This is a genomic window from Bacillus sp. AP50, from assembly GCF_040492675.1.
GTDB classification, from domain to species: domain Bacteria; phylum Bacillota; class Bacilli; order Bacillales; family Bacillaceae_G; genus Bacillus_A; species Bacillus_A cereus.
In genome coordinates, this window is record NZ_JBEUTW010000122.1 from 1 (window position 1) to 17,476 (window position 17,476).

Here is a 17,476-nt window from a genome sequence, read left to right on the forward strand (position 1 = left end):
CTCAAGGCTTACTTTCCATAAAGAATCTTCTTTCAAATTATCCCCACCTTCTCGCTTTAAATTTAGTTTTTTTAAATGTAAATAATTCTAAAAATATTACGATGTAACATAATCATAACACAAAAATGTTTTAAGTAACATATTTTTTAGAAAAATTGATTCTCGTATATTTTTTGCATATAATTTTCTTATTACGAAAAAAAGGAAGTGTATTATATGGTTGATATCTTTAGCAGATTCCTTGAGGTAACGAATAATATTTTATGGTCATATATTCTTATTGCAATGCTAATCGGCTTCGGTCTTTACTTCTCTTTTAAATTAAAATTTGTCCAAATTACTCATTTCAGTGAGATGGTCAGCTTAATTAGTAAAGGGTTTAATCGAAAAGAAAAAAAGAAAGATAGCATCTCACCATTCCAAGCATTTTGCTTAAGTGCAGCAGCACGTATCGGTATCGGAAACTTAGCTGGTGTAGCATTAGCAATTTCAATGGGTGGACCTGGCGCAATATTTTGGATGTGGTTTATCGCAATTATCGGAGCAGCTACTAGTTTTGTAGAATGTACACTTGCGCAAATTTATAAAGTAAAAGATGGAAGTAGGTTCCGTGGTGGACCAGCATATTACATGGAAAAAGGGTTAAACAAACGCTGGATGGGCGTCTGGTTTTCACTTCTTATTACAGTTGCGTACGGATTAATTTTCAATTCAGTGCAAGCAAATACAGTAACAATAGCGTTTGAAAATGCTTTTGGACTAGAGCGAACAATCGTAGGAGCTCTATTAGCCTTATTAGTTGCAGTTATTATTTTTGGTGGCATTAAGAGCATTTCACGTATTACAGAAATGATTGTTCCGCCAATGGCAATCGTTTATATCGGCGTGGCTATTTTTGTCGTTATTAACAACTTCAGTATGTTACCAAGCATTTTCATGGAAATCTTTAACGGTGCATTCGGTTTAGACCAAGCCATCGCTGGTGGTATTGGAGCAGCAATCAAGTTCGGAATTCAGCGCGGTTTATTCGCTACAGAAGCGGGAATGGGTAGTTCTCCTAATGCAGCCGCAACATCTGATGTATCTCACCCTGTAAAACAAGGGCTTGTTCAAGCGTTAGGCGTTTTCGTAGATACATTCTTAGTATGTACATCAACAGCATTTATCGTATTATGTTCTGGACTTTACAAAGGATCAAATTTAGAAGGTATCGAATTAACACAAAACGCATTAAGTTCACAAATTGGACCGTGGGCAAGCACTTTCTTAGCGATTATTATTTTCCTATTCGCTTTCAGTTCACTTCTAGGAAACTACTATTATGGTGAAACAAATATCGCATTCATTAAAGAAAGTAAAACATGGTTAATGATTTATCGTGTTGCAGTTGTCGGAATGGTATTCTTCGGATCAATCGCTGCTCTTAAAACAGTTTGGAGTTTAGCTGATTTATTCATGGGACTAATGGTATTCACAAACTTAATTGCCATCTCATTCCTTAGCAAATTTGCTTACGCTGCATTAGTAGACTATTTGAAGCAAAAGAAACAAGGAAAAGATCCTGTCTTCGTTGCAAACTCTATCCCTGGCTTAAAGAATACAGAGTGCTGGGATGGGCAAGATGTAGAAGAAAAACAAAAGGCTGTTTAACAAATAAAAGCGGAAGCGGCTCGTTCAGAATCGCAGGACACTTCAAGCTCTCGACCTTGAAGCGCTTTTTGCTTCGAGCGAGAGAGCGAAATGACCGGAGATTCTAGCCGCTGGAGCTGGATATTACTTTAAAGCGGAGGTGACTTGCTCAGAACAGGAGGGCATTGGAGCTCCTGACGAAGAGGCGTTCTTTGCCTCACAGGAAGGCGCGAAATGACCGACTGGTCTAGTCACCGGAGCTGGATATCATTAAAAGCACAAGCGGCTCGTTCAGAACAAGAGCCATATCTCAAACAAAGGCCCTATTACTTCACCGTAATAGGGCCTTTTATTTACAACAGTTCATAATTTGTTCAAATTAATTCCAGCAAAAGGGTTGATTTATAGAGATTACTAGATTATAATTATTATAAATTAGTAATTGATATCACATAACAACTCAAAAGGAGATTGATCATAATGAACAAACAAGTAATCGAAGTATTAAACAAACAAGTAGCAGACTGGAGCGTTTTATTCACAAAACTTCACAACTTCCATTGGTACGTAAAAGGACCTCAATTCTTCACATTACACGAGAAATTCGAAGAACTTTACACAGAATCAGCTACTCACATCGATGAAATTGCAGAACGTATTTTAGCAATTGGCGGCAAACCAGTAGCAACAATGAAAGAATACTTAGAACTATCTTCTATTCAAGAAGCAGCATACGGAGAAACTGCAGAAGGGATGGTCGAAGCAATCATGAAAGACTACGAAATGATGCTAGTCGAACTGAAAAAAGGCATGGAAATCGCTCAAGACTCTGACGATGAAATGACATCTGACCTACTACTAGGCATCTACACAGAACTAGAAAAACACGCTTGGATGCTACGTGCGTTCTTGAATCAATAATAATTAAAAGCGGAAGCGGCTCGTTCAGAACAGGAGGGTGTTGGAACTCCTGATTACGAGGCGCTTTTTGCCTCGAATGAAGGAGTGAAACAACCGACTGTTCTAGCCGCTGGAGCTGGATATCACCTAAAAGCGGAGGTAGCTTTCTCAGAATGTGAGGGAGATGGAGCTTTCGACGTAGAGGCGCTCTTTGCCTCGCAGGAAAAAGCGAAGCCACCGAACATTCTAGCTACCGGAGCTGGATATTACTTTAAAGCGAAAGCGGCTTGCTCAGAGTCGCTTTTTTCTATAGATTGGTCGCGCATGCTGGTACATGAAATTTATATCAGCGATTTTTCCAATATATCGGCGATTCCCCCCAACATATCAGCGATTTTCCAATTATATCGGCGATTCCCTCCAATATATCAGCGATTTTTTAATTATATCGACTTATCGACAAATCACGACAATATTAACAAACCCCTCTCCCCTACTTTTATCAATATATTACAATCTCATCTATGTTAAAATATAGGAAACACCCTTTAGTATCATAGACCCAAAAAGCTTTTCCAAATTCATCATTTACTACTTAAATGACGGGAGTGGTTCAGTTGAAAGACTACTTAATTAGAGCATTTTTTGCGTTAATAACAGTTGGGATTCTCTTACTTATAGCTAATATTTTCAATATACGTGTCGAGGTTAAGGACTATGCTTTCCTCGTTGTCGTAGCAATTGGTGGCGGCTGGGGTGGCTGGTACCTGTATAAAAAACAAAGCAATCAAAATAATAAAGGCATTCCAAAGTAATACGGAATGCCTCTTTTTATTGCCTTCTGTAATAAATAATGAAATTCAGACCACTAATACAACTAATCGCAATAAACATACAAAACGATTGTGGATCTCCACCTAGATTATACTCATCAACGATAAACCCAGACATAAACAACGTTATCGCGGAAACACCGATACATAATACCGAAATAAACCAAAGCGAAAATTCATTAATCAACTCTTTCTTCTGTCTCAAAACAATTAGCATAACAAGAATAGACGCTGCTAAAATACTTTTAAAAACCGGACGTAAATATACGAACTCCTCCATCTATTTCTCCTTTCCCAAAAACATTACATCTAAACATTAACATATTTAACCAAATTAAAAACACATGCCATCTTAAATTAAAACGACATGTGTTTCCGTATTTGCTATGATAGTTGCTTCCACTTCGTTCCCAAAACAGGACGCTCATAATTTTGGATTGCATGAATCAGTTTATCTGCTGTCTCTGCTGAAACGATCAATTCTTTATTTGATGGATTCATAAATCCTTCTTCCGCTGCACGTTCAACCATTTGCAAAATTGGTCCGTAAAAACCTTTTATGTTTAATAAACCAACCGGCTTATTATGTATACCAATTTGTGACCAACATACAACTTCAAATAGTTCTTCAAACGTTCCGTATCCGCCTGGAAGCGCAATAAAAGCATCTGCAAGCTCTGCCATTTTAGCTTTACGTTCGTGCATCGTCTCTACTTCAATTAATTCTGTTAATCCTGTATGCACAATTTCTCCTCGGAATAGACCGCGCGGCATAACACCTGTTACACGTCCACCTAAACGAAGAACTTCGTTTGCTACTTCTCCCATTAATCCGACACATGAACCACCGTATACGAGCTCATAGTCGTTCTCAACAAACATTTTACCTAACTGAATTGCCTGCTCTTTAAATTCTGGTCTCTCCCCTAAATTAGAACCTGCAAACACACAAATCTTTCTCATCCCTACACCCCGAAACTATATATTGTTATGATACAATGAACATTGTACAACATATTGAGGAGATGAGGAAGAAATGGATATCGTTGCATTTCAAAGATGGGTTGAGGAATTTTACGAAAAACGAAGCTGGTCACAGTATAATGCCTTTATTCGCTTAAATTTCTTAACCGAGGAAGTTGGGGAAGTTTCACGAGTCGTTCGTGCTATTGAAATTGGCCGCGATCGCCCTGATGAAGATGCGAAAACAGAAGAAGAGCTAAAACAAGAACTAAAAGAAGAACTTGGCGATGTACTATCTAACCTTATTATTCTTTCGCAAAAATATGATTTAGACTTACAAGACATTATGGATGCACACGTCACAAAGCTTTCGAAAAGGTTCGAAGTATCTAAATGAGAATATTATCAATTATGGTATAATATTCTTGTCACAATACTAAGGGGGATTTTATGTTATCAAAAAAATTGCACGACGCATTAAATGAACAAATGAACTTTGAATTTTACTCTGCCCATGCTTATATGGCAATGGCTGCTTACTGTACAGCTGAGAGCTATGATGGATTCGCTAACTTTTTCCTTGTACAAGCTGAAGAAGAACGTTTCCACGCAATGAAGCTTTACAACTATATTAATGACCGCGGAGAACGCGCTATTATTACTGGATTTGATAATCCGAATAACGAATACGAATCTGTATTAAACGCTTTTGAAGTCGCACTTGAGCACGAGCGTGAAGTAACGAAACGTATTTACAACTTATCTGATATCGCTTGGGACGAGCGTGAACATGCAACAATTACATTCTTAAAATGGTTCGTTGACGAACAAGTTGAAGAAGAAGCTTCATTCGATAGCATCATTCAAAAATTAAAACGTATTACAAGCGATTCAAACGCACTGTTTATGCTAGATGCTGAATTAGAGAAACGTACATTTACGCCTCCAGCTGAATAATATTTCAATCACCTTAATACATGAATTAAGGTGATTTTTTTGTTTGCTCTCTATCTTAAAATCACCTTAAATTTCCTCATATTTGACATAGTGCCAGCTATAAAATGGTATTATTTTCAATATAAAAACGAATATACGAGGAGAGGAAAAATGAATCAACGTGTAGAAGCTGTTGATGCAATTCGTGGTTTCGCTTTGTTTGGCATTTTACTAGTCAATATGACATTAATTCAATTCGGGTTCTTCACCAGTGAAAAACCAACTTATCTATTCGGCGATCTTGATAAAGGCGCTAATTGGTTTATTCAATTCTTCGGCACACATAACTTTATATCCCTATTTTCTTTTCTATTTGGACTTAGCATTATTTTGTTACAAAAAAGTATTATCGCAAAAGGAAAAAAATTCTTCCCCACATACATAAGACGTATTATCATTCTTTTACTACTCGGCTACATTCACGGCACTTTTGTTTGGGAGGGAGATATTTTATTTGCATACGGAATAATTGGGATTTTCTTAATGATGTTCATCAATCGAAAACCGAAAACTTTGCTCATTTGGGCGATTATTCTACTCGCACTTATTACACTTATGTCTTATCAAACTGATCCATCTACAAATATAAATGATTTTGCACCTTATACTGAAAAAGAACATAAAGTCCATCAAACTGGAAGCTATATGGATCACGTCAACTTTAGATTGACTGAAAATCCTTTTGATTACATGGGAATTGACGGTGCATTCGGATTATTTTTCATATCAGTTTTCGCAATAATTTTTATGTCTCCACTGTTTCTACTCGGAATGTATGTAGGGAAAAAAGGCTGGCTATTTGAGGTCAATAAACATATACCTGCTGTCAAAAAAATATGGTTTGCCACCGGTCTCTTCTCTTTTACAATTAAAATCTTAGCTATGTTCGTAAAGCACCCGCTTTTAATTATGCTACAAGATGGCCTTACACCAGTAACTATGACCTTCTTTTACGGAAGCACAATCATTTTATTATTCCATTACAAAAAAGCAACCCGTCTACTAACATACATGGCGAACATGGGGAAAATGTCCGTTAGTAATTACTTAGCGCAATCTATTATCGCAACAACCATTTTTTACGCATATGGATTTGGCTTATACGGGAAAATTGGCTATTTCTTCGGTATTCTTTTAACCATCGGAATTTATACGATTCAATTATTCGTTAGCACCTATTGGCTCCAGAAATACCGAATGGGGCCAGTGGAATATGTGTGGAGACTGGGAACTTATTTAGAGAAACCACGTTTTAAAAGAGACTTGGATAAAGCAAGTTAAACAAAAAAAGCAATGAGCCTACGCTCATTGCTTTTCTTAATTTATTAAAGCATAACCCCAACGATAATCGCTGATAATATACTTACTAATGTTGCACCGTATACAAGTTTTAAACCGAATGATGATACAACGTTTGCTTGTTTGCCATCGATACTCTTCGTTGCACCTGCGATAATTCCGATAGATGAGAAGTTCGCAAATGATACAAGGAAGATAGATAAAATACCTACTGTACGAGCTGATAAATCACCAGCTACTTTTCCAAGGTCAAGCATTGCAACGAATTCGTTCGTTACTAATTTTGTTGCCATAATTTGTCCTGCTTGTAGCATCTCTGATGTTGGAATACCCATTACAAATGCTAATGGTGAGAAGATGTATCCTAAAATGCTTTGGAATGTGATTCCGAAAATTGAATCGAATACACCGTTAATTGCTGTAATTAATGCTACGAAACCGATTAACATCGCCGCTACTGTTACAGCGATAGAGAAACCAAGCATAATATATTCGCCTAACATTTCAAAGAATGTTTGTTTCTTGTCTTCTTGTAATTCTAAAATATCGTCTTCTTCTTTTACTTCATATGGATTAATGATATGAACGATAATGAATCCACTGAATAAGTTTAATACAAGTGCTGTTACTACATATTTTGGATCAATCATTTTCATATAAGAACCGACGATTGACATCGATACTGTAGACATTGAAGATGCACAAAGTGTGTATAAGCGATTTTTCGGTAATTTGCTTAGTTGATCTTTTACCGTAATGAATACTTCCCCTTGACCAACGATTGCAGCTGCTACCGCATTATATGATTCTAGTTTTCCTAAACCGTTAACTTTACTTAATAGGAAACCGACTGCACGAATGATAATCGGTAAAACTTTAATATGTTGCAGAATCCCGATTAATACTGCTAAGAAAATAATCGGTAATAATACTGTTAAGAAGAATGGTGCTTGTCCATCGTTTGCTAGACCACCAAATACGAAATTAACCCCAGCTTCCGCAAATTTTAAAATGGCGCCAAATCCATCTGCAATCCCTTTTACTAATACGAATCCGACCTTTGTATTTAGTAAGAAATACGCAAGTACCAATTGAATGACAAGCATAAGTGCAATTGGTTTATATTTAATTTTCTTACGATCTGAACTGATAAGGAAACCTAGTACAAACACTACAAGTAAACCGACTAGAAACATTACGAACTTCATATGTGAATCCTCCACTTCTCCCACGAGTTATTGGTCGTATAACGTATAACGAATGACGTCTGACCATTGTTGTTAAAAAAATTTAAAACCCCTAAAACTATTCAACTGTCATCTAAAATCAGTAAGCGTTTACATAAATTGCAATTTATAAAAGGTAGCTTCTTCTCTCCTACCATAATTGAAAGTCTGAAATTGATACCACCTACAAATCAAATTGTAAGCGTTATCTAGACGAAATGCAATATAAATTTTAAAAGATTTTTATATGTTAATATATTCCTAATTAATTGGTTTTTTCATGCAAATTTACCATAAAAATAGCCCTAGCTATGAGCTAGAACCATCTTTTTTTATAACATAACACCAACGATAATCGCTGATAGAATACTTACTAATGTCGCACCGTACACAAGGCGTAGACCAAATGATGATACAACATTTGATTGATTTTCATCGATACCTTTCGTTGCACCTGCGATAATTCCGATAGATGAGAAGTTCGCAAATGATACAAGGAACACAGAAAGGATACCAACTGTACGAGCCGATAAATCACCAGCTACTTTTCCGAGATCAAGCATCGCAACAAACTCGTTTGATACTAATTTTGTTGCCATAATTTGTCCCGCTGTTACCATCTCAGCTTGAGGGATACCCATTACGAATGCTAATGGTGAGAAAATATATCCTAAAATAGCTTGGAATGTAATACCGAACATTGAATCAAACAAGCTATTAATTGCTGTAATTAATGCTACGAAACCAAGTAACATAGCTGCTACTGTAATCGCAATCGTGAAACCAAGCATAATGTACTCGCTTAGCATTTCAAAAAATGATTGTTTTTTCTTATTTTCTAATTTCAGTGTATCTTCTTCTTCTGTAATATCGTACGGGTTAATAATATGAATAATAATGAAACCACTAAATAAATTTAATACAAGTGCTGTTACTACATATTTCGGTTCGATCATTTTCATATAAGAACCTACAATTGACATTGATACTGTCGACATTGAAGATGCACATAATGTATATAAACGATGTTTTGGGATTTTACTTAATTGATCTTTTACTGTAATAAATACTTCTGCTTGTCCAACAATGGCAGCTGCTACTGCGTTATATGATTCTAGTTTTCCTAGACCATTTACTTTACTTAACAACGTACCAATAGCACGAATAAATATCGGTAAAATTTTAAAGTGTTGCAGAATTCCGATTAAAACCGCAAAGAATACGATTGGTAATAACGCTGTTAAGAAGAATGAAACCTCTCCTTTATTAACAAGACCACCAAATACGAAAACGATTCCAGCTTCCGCATATCCAAGAAGCGCGCCAAATCCATCTGAAATTCCTTTTACTAAAATATAACCAACTTGCGTATTTAATAAGAAATAACTTAACGCTAGCTGAATAATAAGCATAATTGCGATTGGTTTATACTTAATCTTCTTTCGATCGGCACTTATAAGAAAACCGAGTACGAATACAACGAGTAATCCTACAAGAAACATAACAAACTTCATTAATAAAATCCTCCATTTAACTCTTCATTAACGTTGAACGTCTGACCATTCAAAACAAGAAATAATCCGAACTTTCCATTTCTCCTCCAAAATCTTCAATCGGATAGGAAAGATCATAAAACCTCTTATTTCAAAGGCATTTTCCATTCTAACATAAATCACAACTCATATCCGCACTTTTCTTAAAAAAATACATTTTATTATGAAACATTCATGAATGTTCGTCTTTTTCATTATAAAGCGAAACTTTAATGAGCAGGAGTTTCACTTCACACAAATAGCTGAACCAACAAAAAATAAGCATCAAGTTTCACTTGATGCTCACCTCATTATACTGCTTTTTCTTTATCAACTACTGCCGACTTATCCCAGCACTCTGTATTTTTCAAACCTGGAATAGAATCCGCATAGAATACCGGATCTTTCCCTTGTTTCTTTTGCTTTACGTAATCTGATAATGCCGCAAAAGCATACTTAGAGAGGAATACAATCGCCACTAAGTTAATAACAGCCATAATACCCATGAATAAATCTGCTACATCCCAAACGATTTGAATTGTCGCTACAGATCCTAACATAACCATACCAAGTACAGCAATGCGGTACGCTGTTAATAGCACTTTACTTCCATTTAAGAATTCAATATTTGTTTCACCATAGTAGTAGTTACCTACTAATGAACTAAATGCAAACAAGAAGATTGCAACTGCTACAAATATAGAAGCCCATGGACCGATATGTTGACTTAACGCCTGCTGCGTTAATTGAATTCCATTTAAATCAGCTGCATTATGCACATCTGATAAAAGAATAATAAATGCTGTACAACTACAAATTAATAATGTATCTGTAAATACCCCTAAAGTTTGAATGAAACCTTGTTTAACTGGGTGCGTTACGTTCGCAGTCGCTGCTGCGTTCGGCGCACTCCCCATACCTGCTTCATTTGAGAATAATCCGCGTTTTACCCCTAGTAAAATCGCGGCTCCTAATCCTCCACCTACTACTTCTTTAATTCCTAAAGCATGTAAGAAAATCTCTTTAAATACATACGGAATTGCCGTAATGTTTGTTACAACAACGAATAATGCCACTGCTACATAAATAATTGCCATTACTGGAACAATCATTTCAACCGCGCGAGCAATTCGTTTTACTCCGCCGAAAATGATAACGGCAAGTAAACCAGCCATAACAAGACCTACTAATCTACTATCTGTTTTGAATGCCCCATCAAAAGCTGCCGCTACAGTATTAGACTGTACAGCATTAAAAATCAATCCGAAACTTACTGTTATTAGAACAGAGAACACAACACCTAACCAGCGTTTATTTAAACCCTTTTCCATATAATACGCTGGGCCCCCACGGAATGCATTCCCATCTTTCACTTTATAAATTTGCGCTAATGTGCTCTCTACAAATGCAGAAGCACCCCCAATTACCGCGATTAACCACATCCAAAATACTGCTCCTGGACCACCCGCTGAAATTGCGATAGCTACACCAGCTAAGTTACCAGTACCTACACGAGAAGCTGTACTCATACAAAATGCTTGGAATGATGATACGCCGCTCTTCTCTTTTTGTGCTTTCCTCGTTTTCGAGCTTGCTCCATCCCCAAGTAATCGAATCATTTCACCGAAGTAACGAACTTGGACAAATTTCACACGAAATGAAAAATAGAGCCCTAACCCAATTAACATCGCAATAATGACATATGACCAAAGGATATTATTTACATCCCCAATTACCCTAGCTAAAAAATTCATATTTGCATTGCCCCCTCTTCCTAACAATAAGAAAATTATATTCTAAAAACTTTTAGTAATCAAGAACTTTATGTTAGGTTTTATGACATGAATACGTTAACTATCTTAACATACGTGTTTTTTTCATAAAAATATAGCTATTACATGCATTTATCCAATACTCAATCTCTTATCCTCTTCGACCAGCCATACTTTTAAAACAGTACGTTCCCCACAAATAACGAGAGGAACAAACAAAAAAGTTATATTAATAATTACCCCTCACCCTTTTCATCATTTACTACAACAAAAAAGGCGAGCATCAAATTTACCTCGATGCTCGCCTTTTCAATTACACTGCTTTTTCTTTATCTGTTACCACTGGCTTATCCCAGCACTCTGTATTCGTTAAACCAGGAATAGAATCTGCACTGAAGACTGGATCTCTCCCTTGTTTCTTTTGCCTTACATAGTCTGTTAATGCCGCGTACGCAAATCGGCCAAGAAGTGTAATCGCAATTAAGTTCGTTATTACCATTAGACCCATAAATAAGTCTGCCATATTCCATACAACTTGAAGCGTCGCAACAGAACCGAATAATACCATTCCAACTACCGCAACACGGTAAATTGTTAACCACGTTTTACTTTGCTTAATAAATTCAATATTTGTTTCACCATAGTAGTAGTTTCCTAGAAGTGAACTGAAAGCGAATAAGAAAATAATAATCGCTAAGAAACTGCTCGCCCACGGGCCAATTTGTGAACTTAATGCATTTTGTGTTAGTTCAATACCTTCTAAATTCGTTGCTTTATATGCACCAGAACATAGTACGATAAATGCTGTTGATGTACATACTAAGAATGTATCTACTAAAACCCCGATTGTTTGAATAAAACCTTGTTTGGCTGGATGCGTTACATCAGCTGTTGCTGCCGCGTTCGGCGCACTACCCATACCTGCTTCGTTCGCAAATAATCCGCGCTGAATACCATATTTCATCGCAGCACCGATACCACCGCCTACAGCTGAATCTAAACCAAATGCACCTTTAAAGATTTCTGTAAACACATCTGGTAGTAAATAGAAGTTTTTAATAACAACGAAAATCGCTACCGCAATATAAAGAATTGCCATTGGCGGAACAATCATTTCCGACATACGTGCAATACTTTTTACACCACCAAAAATAATAACCGCAACTAATACTGCTAATACAATCCCAACAACGTAACGCTCAATACCAAATGCATTTTTAAACGCTAATGTAACTGTGTTTGCTTGTACTGAGTTGAAAATTAAACCGTAACTAATTGTAATCAGAATAGAGAACCAAATCCCCATCCAACGTTTATTTAAACCTTTTTCCATATAATAAGCAGGACCACCACGGAAGCCACTGCCATCTTTTATTTTATAAATTTGTGCAAGCGTACTTTCTACGAAACTTGAAGAAGCCCCGATAATCGCAATAACCCACATCCAAAATACAGCTCCAGGTCCTCCCATAGAAATAGCTAACGCTACACCAGCTAAGTTCCCGATACCAATACGAGCTGCAGAACTCATACAAAATGCTTGGAACGATGATACGCTGCCCTTTTTACGTGTCTTTCCAGTTAGTCCATCACTCATTAAACGAACCATTTCCCCTAAATGAGTAATTTGTACGAATTTCAATTTAATAGAAAAATAAAGACCTAAACCAATTAACATTGCAATAAGAATATATGACCAAAGAATTGTATTTGTTGATGAAATAAATTGTTCTAAAATATTCATACAATTAACCCCTCCTTTTCTCCATAAAACGAATTATATTTAAAAAACATTCAAAAATCAACATTTTTCGACAATTTGCAATTTCCAAATATTAGCCAGGTTCACAGTAACAATATCTTTATGACTGACTACCCTCCCTCTAACTGTGCATACTAAAACAAAAAATAAATTCACAAACAACCCTATTGACAAAAATACCAACCTGTAACTATAATGATTACAACAGGTTGTAACAAACCTAATTACAACAAATTCATTTACTTTCAGATATACACTTTAACAAAACACTTTGGAGGGATTTATTATGAAAATCGGAATTATCGGAGCAACTGGTAAAGCAGGAAGTCGTATTTTAAAAGAAGCATTGGATCGCGGACATGAAGTAACTGCAATCGTAAGAAACGCTGCAAAAATTACAGAAGAAAACGTAAAAGTTTTAGAGAAAGATGTATTCTCTCTTACATCTAACGACCTGCAGGCATTTGACGTAGTTGTAAATGCCTTCGGTGCTCCAGCAGGCGAAGAACACCTTCACGTAGATGCAGGAAACGTACTTATTGAAGCTATGAAAGGTGCACCAAATACAAAATTACTTGTAGTTGGAGGCGCTGGAAGCTTATTTGTAGACGAAGAGAAAACAACACGTGTATTTGAGACACCAGGTTTCCCGAAAGAATATCTTGCAACAGCTCAAAACCAAGGTAAAAACTTAGAAATTTTACAACAAACAAATGATATCACTTGGACATTCATCAGCCCTTCTGCACTATTCGCATTAGGAAAACGCACTGGTTCTTACAAAGCTGGCAAAGACAATCTTCTTGTTAACTCAAAAGGTGATAGCTACGTAAGTTACGAAGACTTCGCAGTTGCAGCACTTGATGAGATTGAAAACCCAAAACATGTAAACGAACGCTTCACAGTAGTTTCTGAAGCTGAATAATAAAAAAAGCTCGTAATTACGAGCTTTTTTTATTATTGCACTTGCTCTAAACCATTTGGAGTAATCTTAAAGGAAATTTCTTTAAACTTTTTCTTATCTCCTTTTCCAACTAACTCACTCTTTTTATACCAACTTAAACGATCTGACTCGGCATGATACACTTTCAATACGTCACCATACTCGAACGCCATACCATTTACTTGTTCTGCAAAATTCTGCGAAGTTTCTTGCCCTTCTGCGGTTACATGCTTTTTCTCAGTTCCATTTTGATCATAAATCGTAAGGCCTATATACTGTTCATTTACAAAGCGATAATGAATCTCATCATTTGTAAATGTTGCATGTAATTTCTTTTCAGCGTGGTTTAACGTAATAATTGAACGTGTAACATCGGACACACCTTGATAGACTAGACTATCCCCATATGTCACTTCTACAGGAACTTCCGTCACTTTCTTATTTCCAAAACGATCTTTCGTTTCTACTTTCACTGTTTGCTGACCAATTTTTGTCATATCTATTTTCCCTACAAAACCTACTACTTCTCCACCCTGTACTTCAACAAAGTTCTTCACGTCTAGCGTTTCGCTATTTGTTCCGATTACTACTTGCTGCGGATTTGCTTTTACTGTTTGCTCACCGTCTAATCTTTCAAATCCATTTTCAGTTATTTTGAAGACTAATTCCTTTATCTCTTTACTTTTTCCTTCGCCCACATATACATCTTTTTGATACCAATGTAAACGAGAAGATTCCGCATGATATACTTTCACTACATCTCCATACTCAAATGCAATTCCATTTACTTCCTTAGCAAATTCTTGCGTATTCTCTAAACCTTTTACTGCTATATTTTTCTTCACTCTTCCTTCTTTATCGTACAATGTGAATTCAAAATACTTTTCATCTTTAAAGTAATCATGAATTAGGTTCTTTGTATCTGTCGCACTCAGTTTTTTCGTATCATGATGCAAAGTTACAATTGATTTTAAGTCACCATCTCTATAGCTTAGCCCATATACAAGTAGGCTATCTCCATATGTTACTGTTAGAGGAACTTCTGTCACTTTCTTATTTCCAAATCGATCTTTCGTTTCTACTTTTACTTTTTGTTCTCCGATTTTTGATGTATTTGGTTTTTCTGCAAAACCAACCACTTCTCCATCTTTTACTTGTACAAATTCTTTCGGATCTAGTTTGTCTACATCCATTCCGACTACTACTTTTTGCGGTTTCGCCGTCACTTCTTGTAAACTATCTTTTAATTCGAACCCTTGCTCAGTGATTTGGAATAATTTCTCTTTTTTATTTTTAGCCTTCCCTTGATCTACAAGTGTATTATTTTGGTACCACTTCAGACGATCCGGTTCTGCATGGAATACTTTTACTACATCACCATATTCAAAATCCAATTCATTTAGTTCCATCGCAAATCTTTTTCCCGTTTCTTGTCCTTCTGCAGATACACGTTTCTTTTCAATCCCATTTCGATCATATAGCGTTAAGCCCATATATTCTTCTTTTTCAAAACGGTAATGTATTTCATTATTAGTAAAGTTTACATTTAATTTCTTCTTATTGTGGTGAAGTGTCACTGTCGACATTACATCATCTGAAAGTCCTTGAAAAACTATACTGTCATCATAAAATCCGTTAACTTGGACAGGAATTGAATTTTTATTTCCTTTCTCATCCCCAATTTCTACTAACACTTCCTGTTTACCATTCTCTAGTTTAGGCCATACAATCTTTCCTGTTACTTTTACATTCTCACCTAAATTTCGAACAAGTTTACTTGCTTCATTCTCGTCAGAATCTGTACCAACTAAAAGATTTTGTACTTCATTAGCAGGTTCACCATATGGAACCTTATACGGTTCAACTTGCTTCTCACGAATATCATTACTATCTGTAGCTTTCCAGATTTCCTTTTCTAATTTAGGTAACTTTGATTTTTCTATTTTCTCTCTAATATCATCATTTGGTGTTAATCCCCATTCCTCAAAGAAAGGAATTAAATTTTGCCCTGCCACTTGCGATGTCATATAAATAAATAGCTGCTTTTTCTCTTCATCAGAATGAGGCATTTCACTCTGAGGTAACAAACGATAAGCTTGATGTAACCTAGGATAAAAATGTTCTCCATACACTACATTTAATTGCCAAAACATTGTAAGAGGATTAATGTCATCAATGAATCTTTCTGCTTTAGGCTTCTCTAAATACTCAAATGAGTTTTTATAGTGCTCATCCATTTCTAATTGATTCCCTAACGCCTTTTGAACAGCTAATGAGTAAATATTTACTGTTACTTCCCTTACTTTAGACCACTTCCACGGTTCTTGCTGATGTAAATGACCAACTTCATGCCACGGTCCCCATCCATCCTTCTCAAGTACCTCTATATCTAAAACTCTATTCATTGCAGTTGGAATATATCCTGTATGATAATGTTTTGCAAACATAAAGTCCCCTTTAGCAGGCTTCCGTTTTTCAACAAACTGAACATAATGAGTTGGAGATTTTGCAAACCCAACACTGTCCTCAGATAACCCTGCCACCGCGTTTTCTAAACGGATAATCTTATCATGCAATTTCATTAAATCTGTTGGATCCGTATTCTTCATATATTTCTGCACAGAATCGTAAGTAGTAGTAATTAAGCTTCTCTCACCTTTTAATTCAACTGCATAAGGATCCTTATATTTTTTTAACATTTCATCCCAATCTTTTTTTGTATGCTTACCTAAAATAAATAAAGGAAAGTGACTACCACCATTTGTAACGGAAGCTGTTACTTCTCCTTCGTTATTCATATTATAAAAATATAAAATACCGCCTCTTGAAGATGAAATAACATTTTTCCCTGGTTTTAAATCAAACTCCTCTGGGTCCTTTTCATCATAAGATCTCGTTCCAATAAAAGCTTGGATAGACTGCGTTCCTTTTATGTCAATTGTAATCTCTTCATTTGGCTCTGCATAAATTCCAGTCGGTTCATTAGCGGAAAGTTTCCAAGTAACTCTTAAACGATTATTTTCTTCTTCTACGCTACCTTTCCCCGGCAACTGAAATACTCTCTGCTCAAAATTATTCTCTTTTACCTCTTCTAATTTCCCACCTTTATTTTCTTCCAAAGGTGCTGCATATCCTTTCGATGCTTCGAAAGCTACTGGCGATAATAATGTAGATATACATATTCCAGCTACTAATACCCTACTCGTCTTTTTCTTCGACATAATCTGTGTCCCCTGTTCCTTTATTTAGATAAACTACCCTATATATTCATCTAATAAGTAATCCTATTATTTCTATAAAAACATTTAATGAATGGACTAACACCTCGCGCACCTGTATCTATTACTACCGCATTTCTCTCCATGCATTCGCTTTCTTACATTGTAAAATTTATATGTAATATGCCCTCCTCACTTCTCTCTATTTGTGATGAGTTCTCTTGCTACATAAAAAAGAGAATAGTAAAAGATATTTTTCAGTATTGTCATCTATACATCTAGAAATAAAAATAACAATAAAAACTTACATTTTCTTCATATATGACCATCTATAGGTAGTTTTTCCAAATGAATTTTACACGCTTTACACTTTGTTTGATAGCCTCTCTAATTAGAATAATGT

At 35.9% G+C, this 17,476-nt stretch carries 15 protein-coding genes; 8 read left to right on the forward strand and 7 right to left on the reverse strand.

The annotated features are described in order from the left end of the window. The first annotated feature begins 216 nt into the window (after positions 1-216). The 4 genes from ABWK52_RS10925 (at position 217) to ABWK52_RS10940 (ending at position 3,344) form a co-directional block, all read left to right on the forward strand. Positions 217-1,650, forward strand: coding sequence for an alanine/glycine:cation symporter family protein (locus ABWK52_RS10925; protein WP_000227591.1), 1,434 nt, complete (start codon positions 217-219; stop codon positions 1,648-1,650). Between the two features lie 459 nt (positions 1,651-2,109). Beyond that, on the forward strand, positions 2,110-2,550 hold the full coding sequence (locus ABWK52_RS10930) for a Dps family protein (RefSeq protein WP_001041895.1): 441 nt from the start codon (positions 2,110-2,112) through the stop codon (positions 2,548-2,550). 84 nt (positions 2,551-2,634) lie between these two features. After that, complete coding sequence (locus tag ABWK52_RS10935) at positions 2,635-3,060, forward strand: hypothetical protein (protein WP_098508577.1); 426 nt, start codon at positions 2,635-2,637, stop codon at positions 3,058-3,060. Positions 3,061-3,146: 86 nt separating this feature from the next. Continuing rightward, complete coding sequence (locus tag ABWK52_RS10940) at positions 3,147-3,344, forward strand: hypothetical protein (protein ID WP_000656313.1); 198 nt, start codon at positions 3,147-3,149, stop codon at positions 3,342-3,344. A gap of 16 nt (positions 3,345-3,360) precedes the next feature. Here ABWK52_RS10940 and ABWK52_RS10945 read toward each other — a convergent pair whose 3' ends face one another. Beyond that, the gene (locus ABWK52_RS10945; protein ID WP_098508578.1) at positions 3,361-3,642 is read right to left on the reverse strand and encodes a hypothetical protein; all 282 of its coding nucleotides are present in this window, start codon (positions 3,640-3,642) and stop codon (positions 3,361-3,363) included. A gap of 104 nt (positions 3,643-3,746) precedes the next feature. Then, complete coding sequence (locus ABWK52_RS10950; protein WP_002062664.1) at positions 3,747-4,310, reverse strand: TIGR00730 family Rossman fold protein; 564 nt, start codon at positions 4,308-4,310, stop codon at positions 3,747-3,749. An 88-nt stretch (positions 4,311-4,398) separates the two neighbouring features. Here ABWK52_RS10950 and ABWK52_RS10955 point away from each other — a divergent pair, with 88 nt between their 5' ends. The 3 genes from ABWK52_RS10955 (at position 4,399) to ABWK52_RS10965 (ending at position 6,602) form a co-directional block, all read left to right on the forward strand. After that, positions 4,399-4,722, forward strand: coding sequence for a MazG nucleotide pyrophosphohydrolase domain-containing protein (locus ABWK52_RS10955; protein WP_000355749.1), 324 nt, complete (start codon positions 4,399-4,401; stop codon positions 4,720-4,722). Positions 4,723-4,775: 53 nt separating this feature from the next. Continuing rightward, a complete protein-coding gene (locus ABWK52_RS10960) occupies positions 4,776-5,282 on the forward strand; it encodes a ferritin (RefSeq protein WP_000949403.1) in 507 nt (168 codons plus the stop codon). 150 nt (positions 5,283-5,432) lie between these two features. Further along, entirely contained in the window at positions 5,433-6,602 is a 1,170-nt protein-coding gene (locus ABWK52_RS10965; RefSeq protein WP_016110912.1) for a DUF418 domain-containing protein, read from the forward strand. Between the two features lie 44 nt (positions 6,603-6,646). Here the strand turns inward: ABWK52_RS10965 and ABWK52_RS10970 are convergent, their stop codons facing one another. From ABWK52_RS10970 to ABWK52_RS10985, 4 genes are all read right to left on the reverse strand, one after another. Then, positions 6,647-7,828 carry a NupC/NupG family nucleoside CNT transporter gene (locus ABWK52_RS10970; RefSeq protein ID WP_000673874.1) on the reverse strand — a complete coding sequence of 394 codons (1,182 nt, stop codon included), beginning with the start codon at positions 7,826-7,828 and terminating at the stop codon, positions 6,647-6,649. Between the two features lie 350 nt (positions 7,829-8,178). Next, positions 8,179-9,360: a NupC/NupG family nucleoside CNT transporter gene (locus ABWK52_RS10975; RefSeq protein ID WP_000673839.1), complete on the reverse strand. Its 1,182-nt coding sequence runs from the start codon at positions 9,358-9,360 to the stop codon at positions 8,179-8,181. A gap of 329 nt (positions 9,361-9,689) precedes the next feature. Beyond that, the gene (locus ABWK52_RS10980; protein ID WP_098508583.1) at positions 9,690-11,132 is read right to left on the reverse strand and encodes an alanine/glycine:cation symporter family protein; all 1,443 of its coding nucleotides are present in this window, start codon (positions 11,130-11,132) and stop codon (positions 9,690-9,692) included. 331 nt (positions 11,133-11,463) lie between these two features. Further along, the gene (locus ABWK52_RS10985; protein ID WP_098542045.1) at positions 11,464-12,894 is read right to left on the reverse strand and encodes an alanine/glycine:cation symporter family protein; all 1,431 of its coding nucleotides are present in this window, start codon (positions 12,892-12,894) and stop codon (positions 11,464-11,466) included. Between the two features lie 304 nt (positions 12,895-13,198). Between ABWK52_RS10985 and ABWK52_RS10990 the strand changes: the two genes are divergently transcribed. Next, positions 13,199-13,837: an NAD(P)-dependent oxidoreductase gene (locus ABWK52_RS10990; RefSeq protein ID WP_000689896.1), complete on the forward strand. Its 639-nt coding sequence runs from the start codon at positions 13,199-13,201 to the stop codon at positions 13,835-13,837. Positions 13,838-13,869: 32 nt separating this feature from the next. Here ABWK52_RS10990 and ABWK52_RS10995 read toward each other — a convergent pair whose 3' ends face one another. Continuing rightward, positions 13,870-17,076 carry a putative mucin/carbohydrate-binding domain-containing protein gene (locus ABWK52_RS10995; protein ID WP_141537403.1) on the reverse strand — a complete coding sequence of 1,069 codons (3,207 nt, stop codon included), beginning with the start codon at positions 17,074-17,076 and terminating at the stop codon, positions 13,870-13,872. Positions 17,077-17,476: the final 400 nt, after the last annotated feature.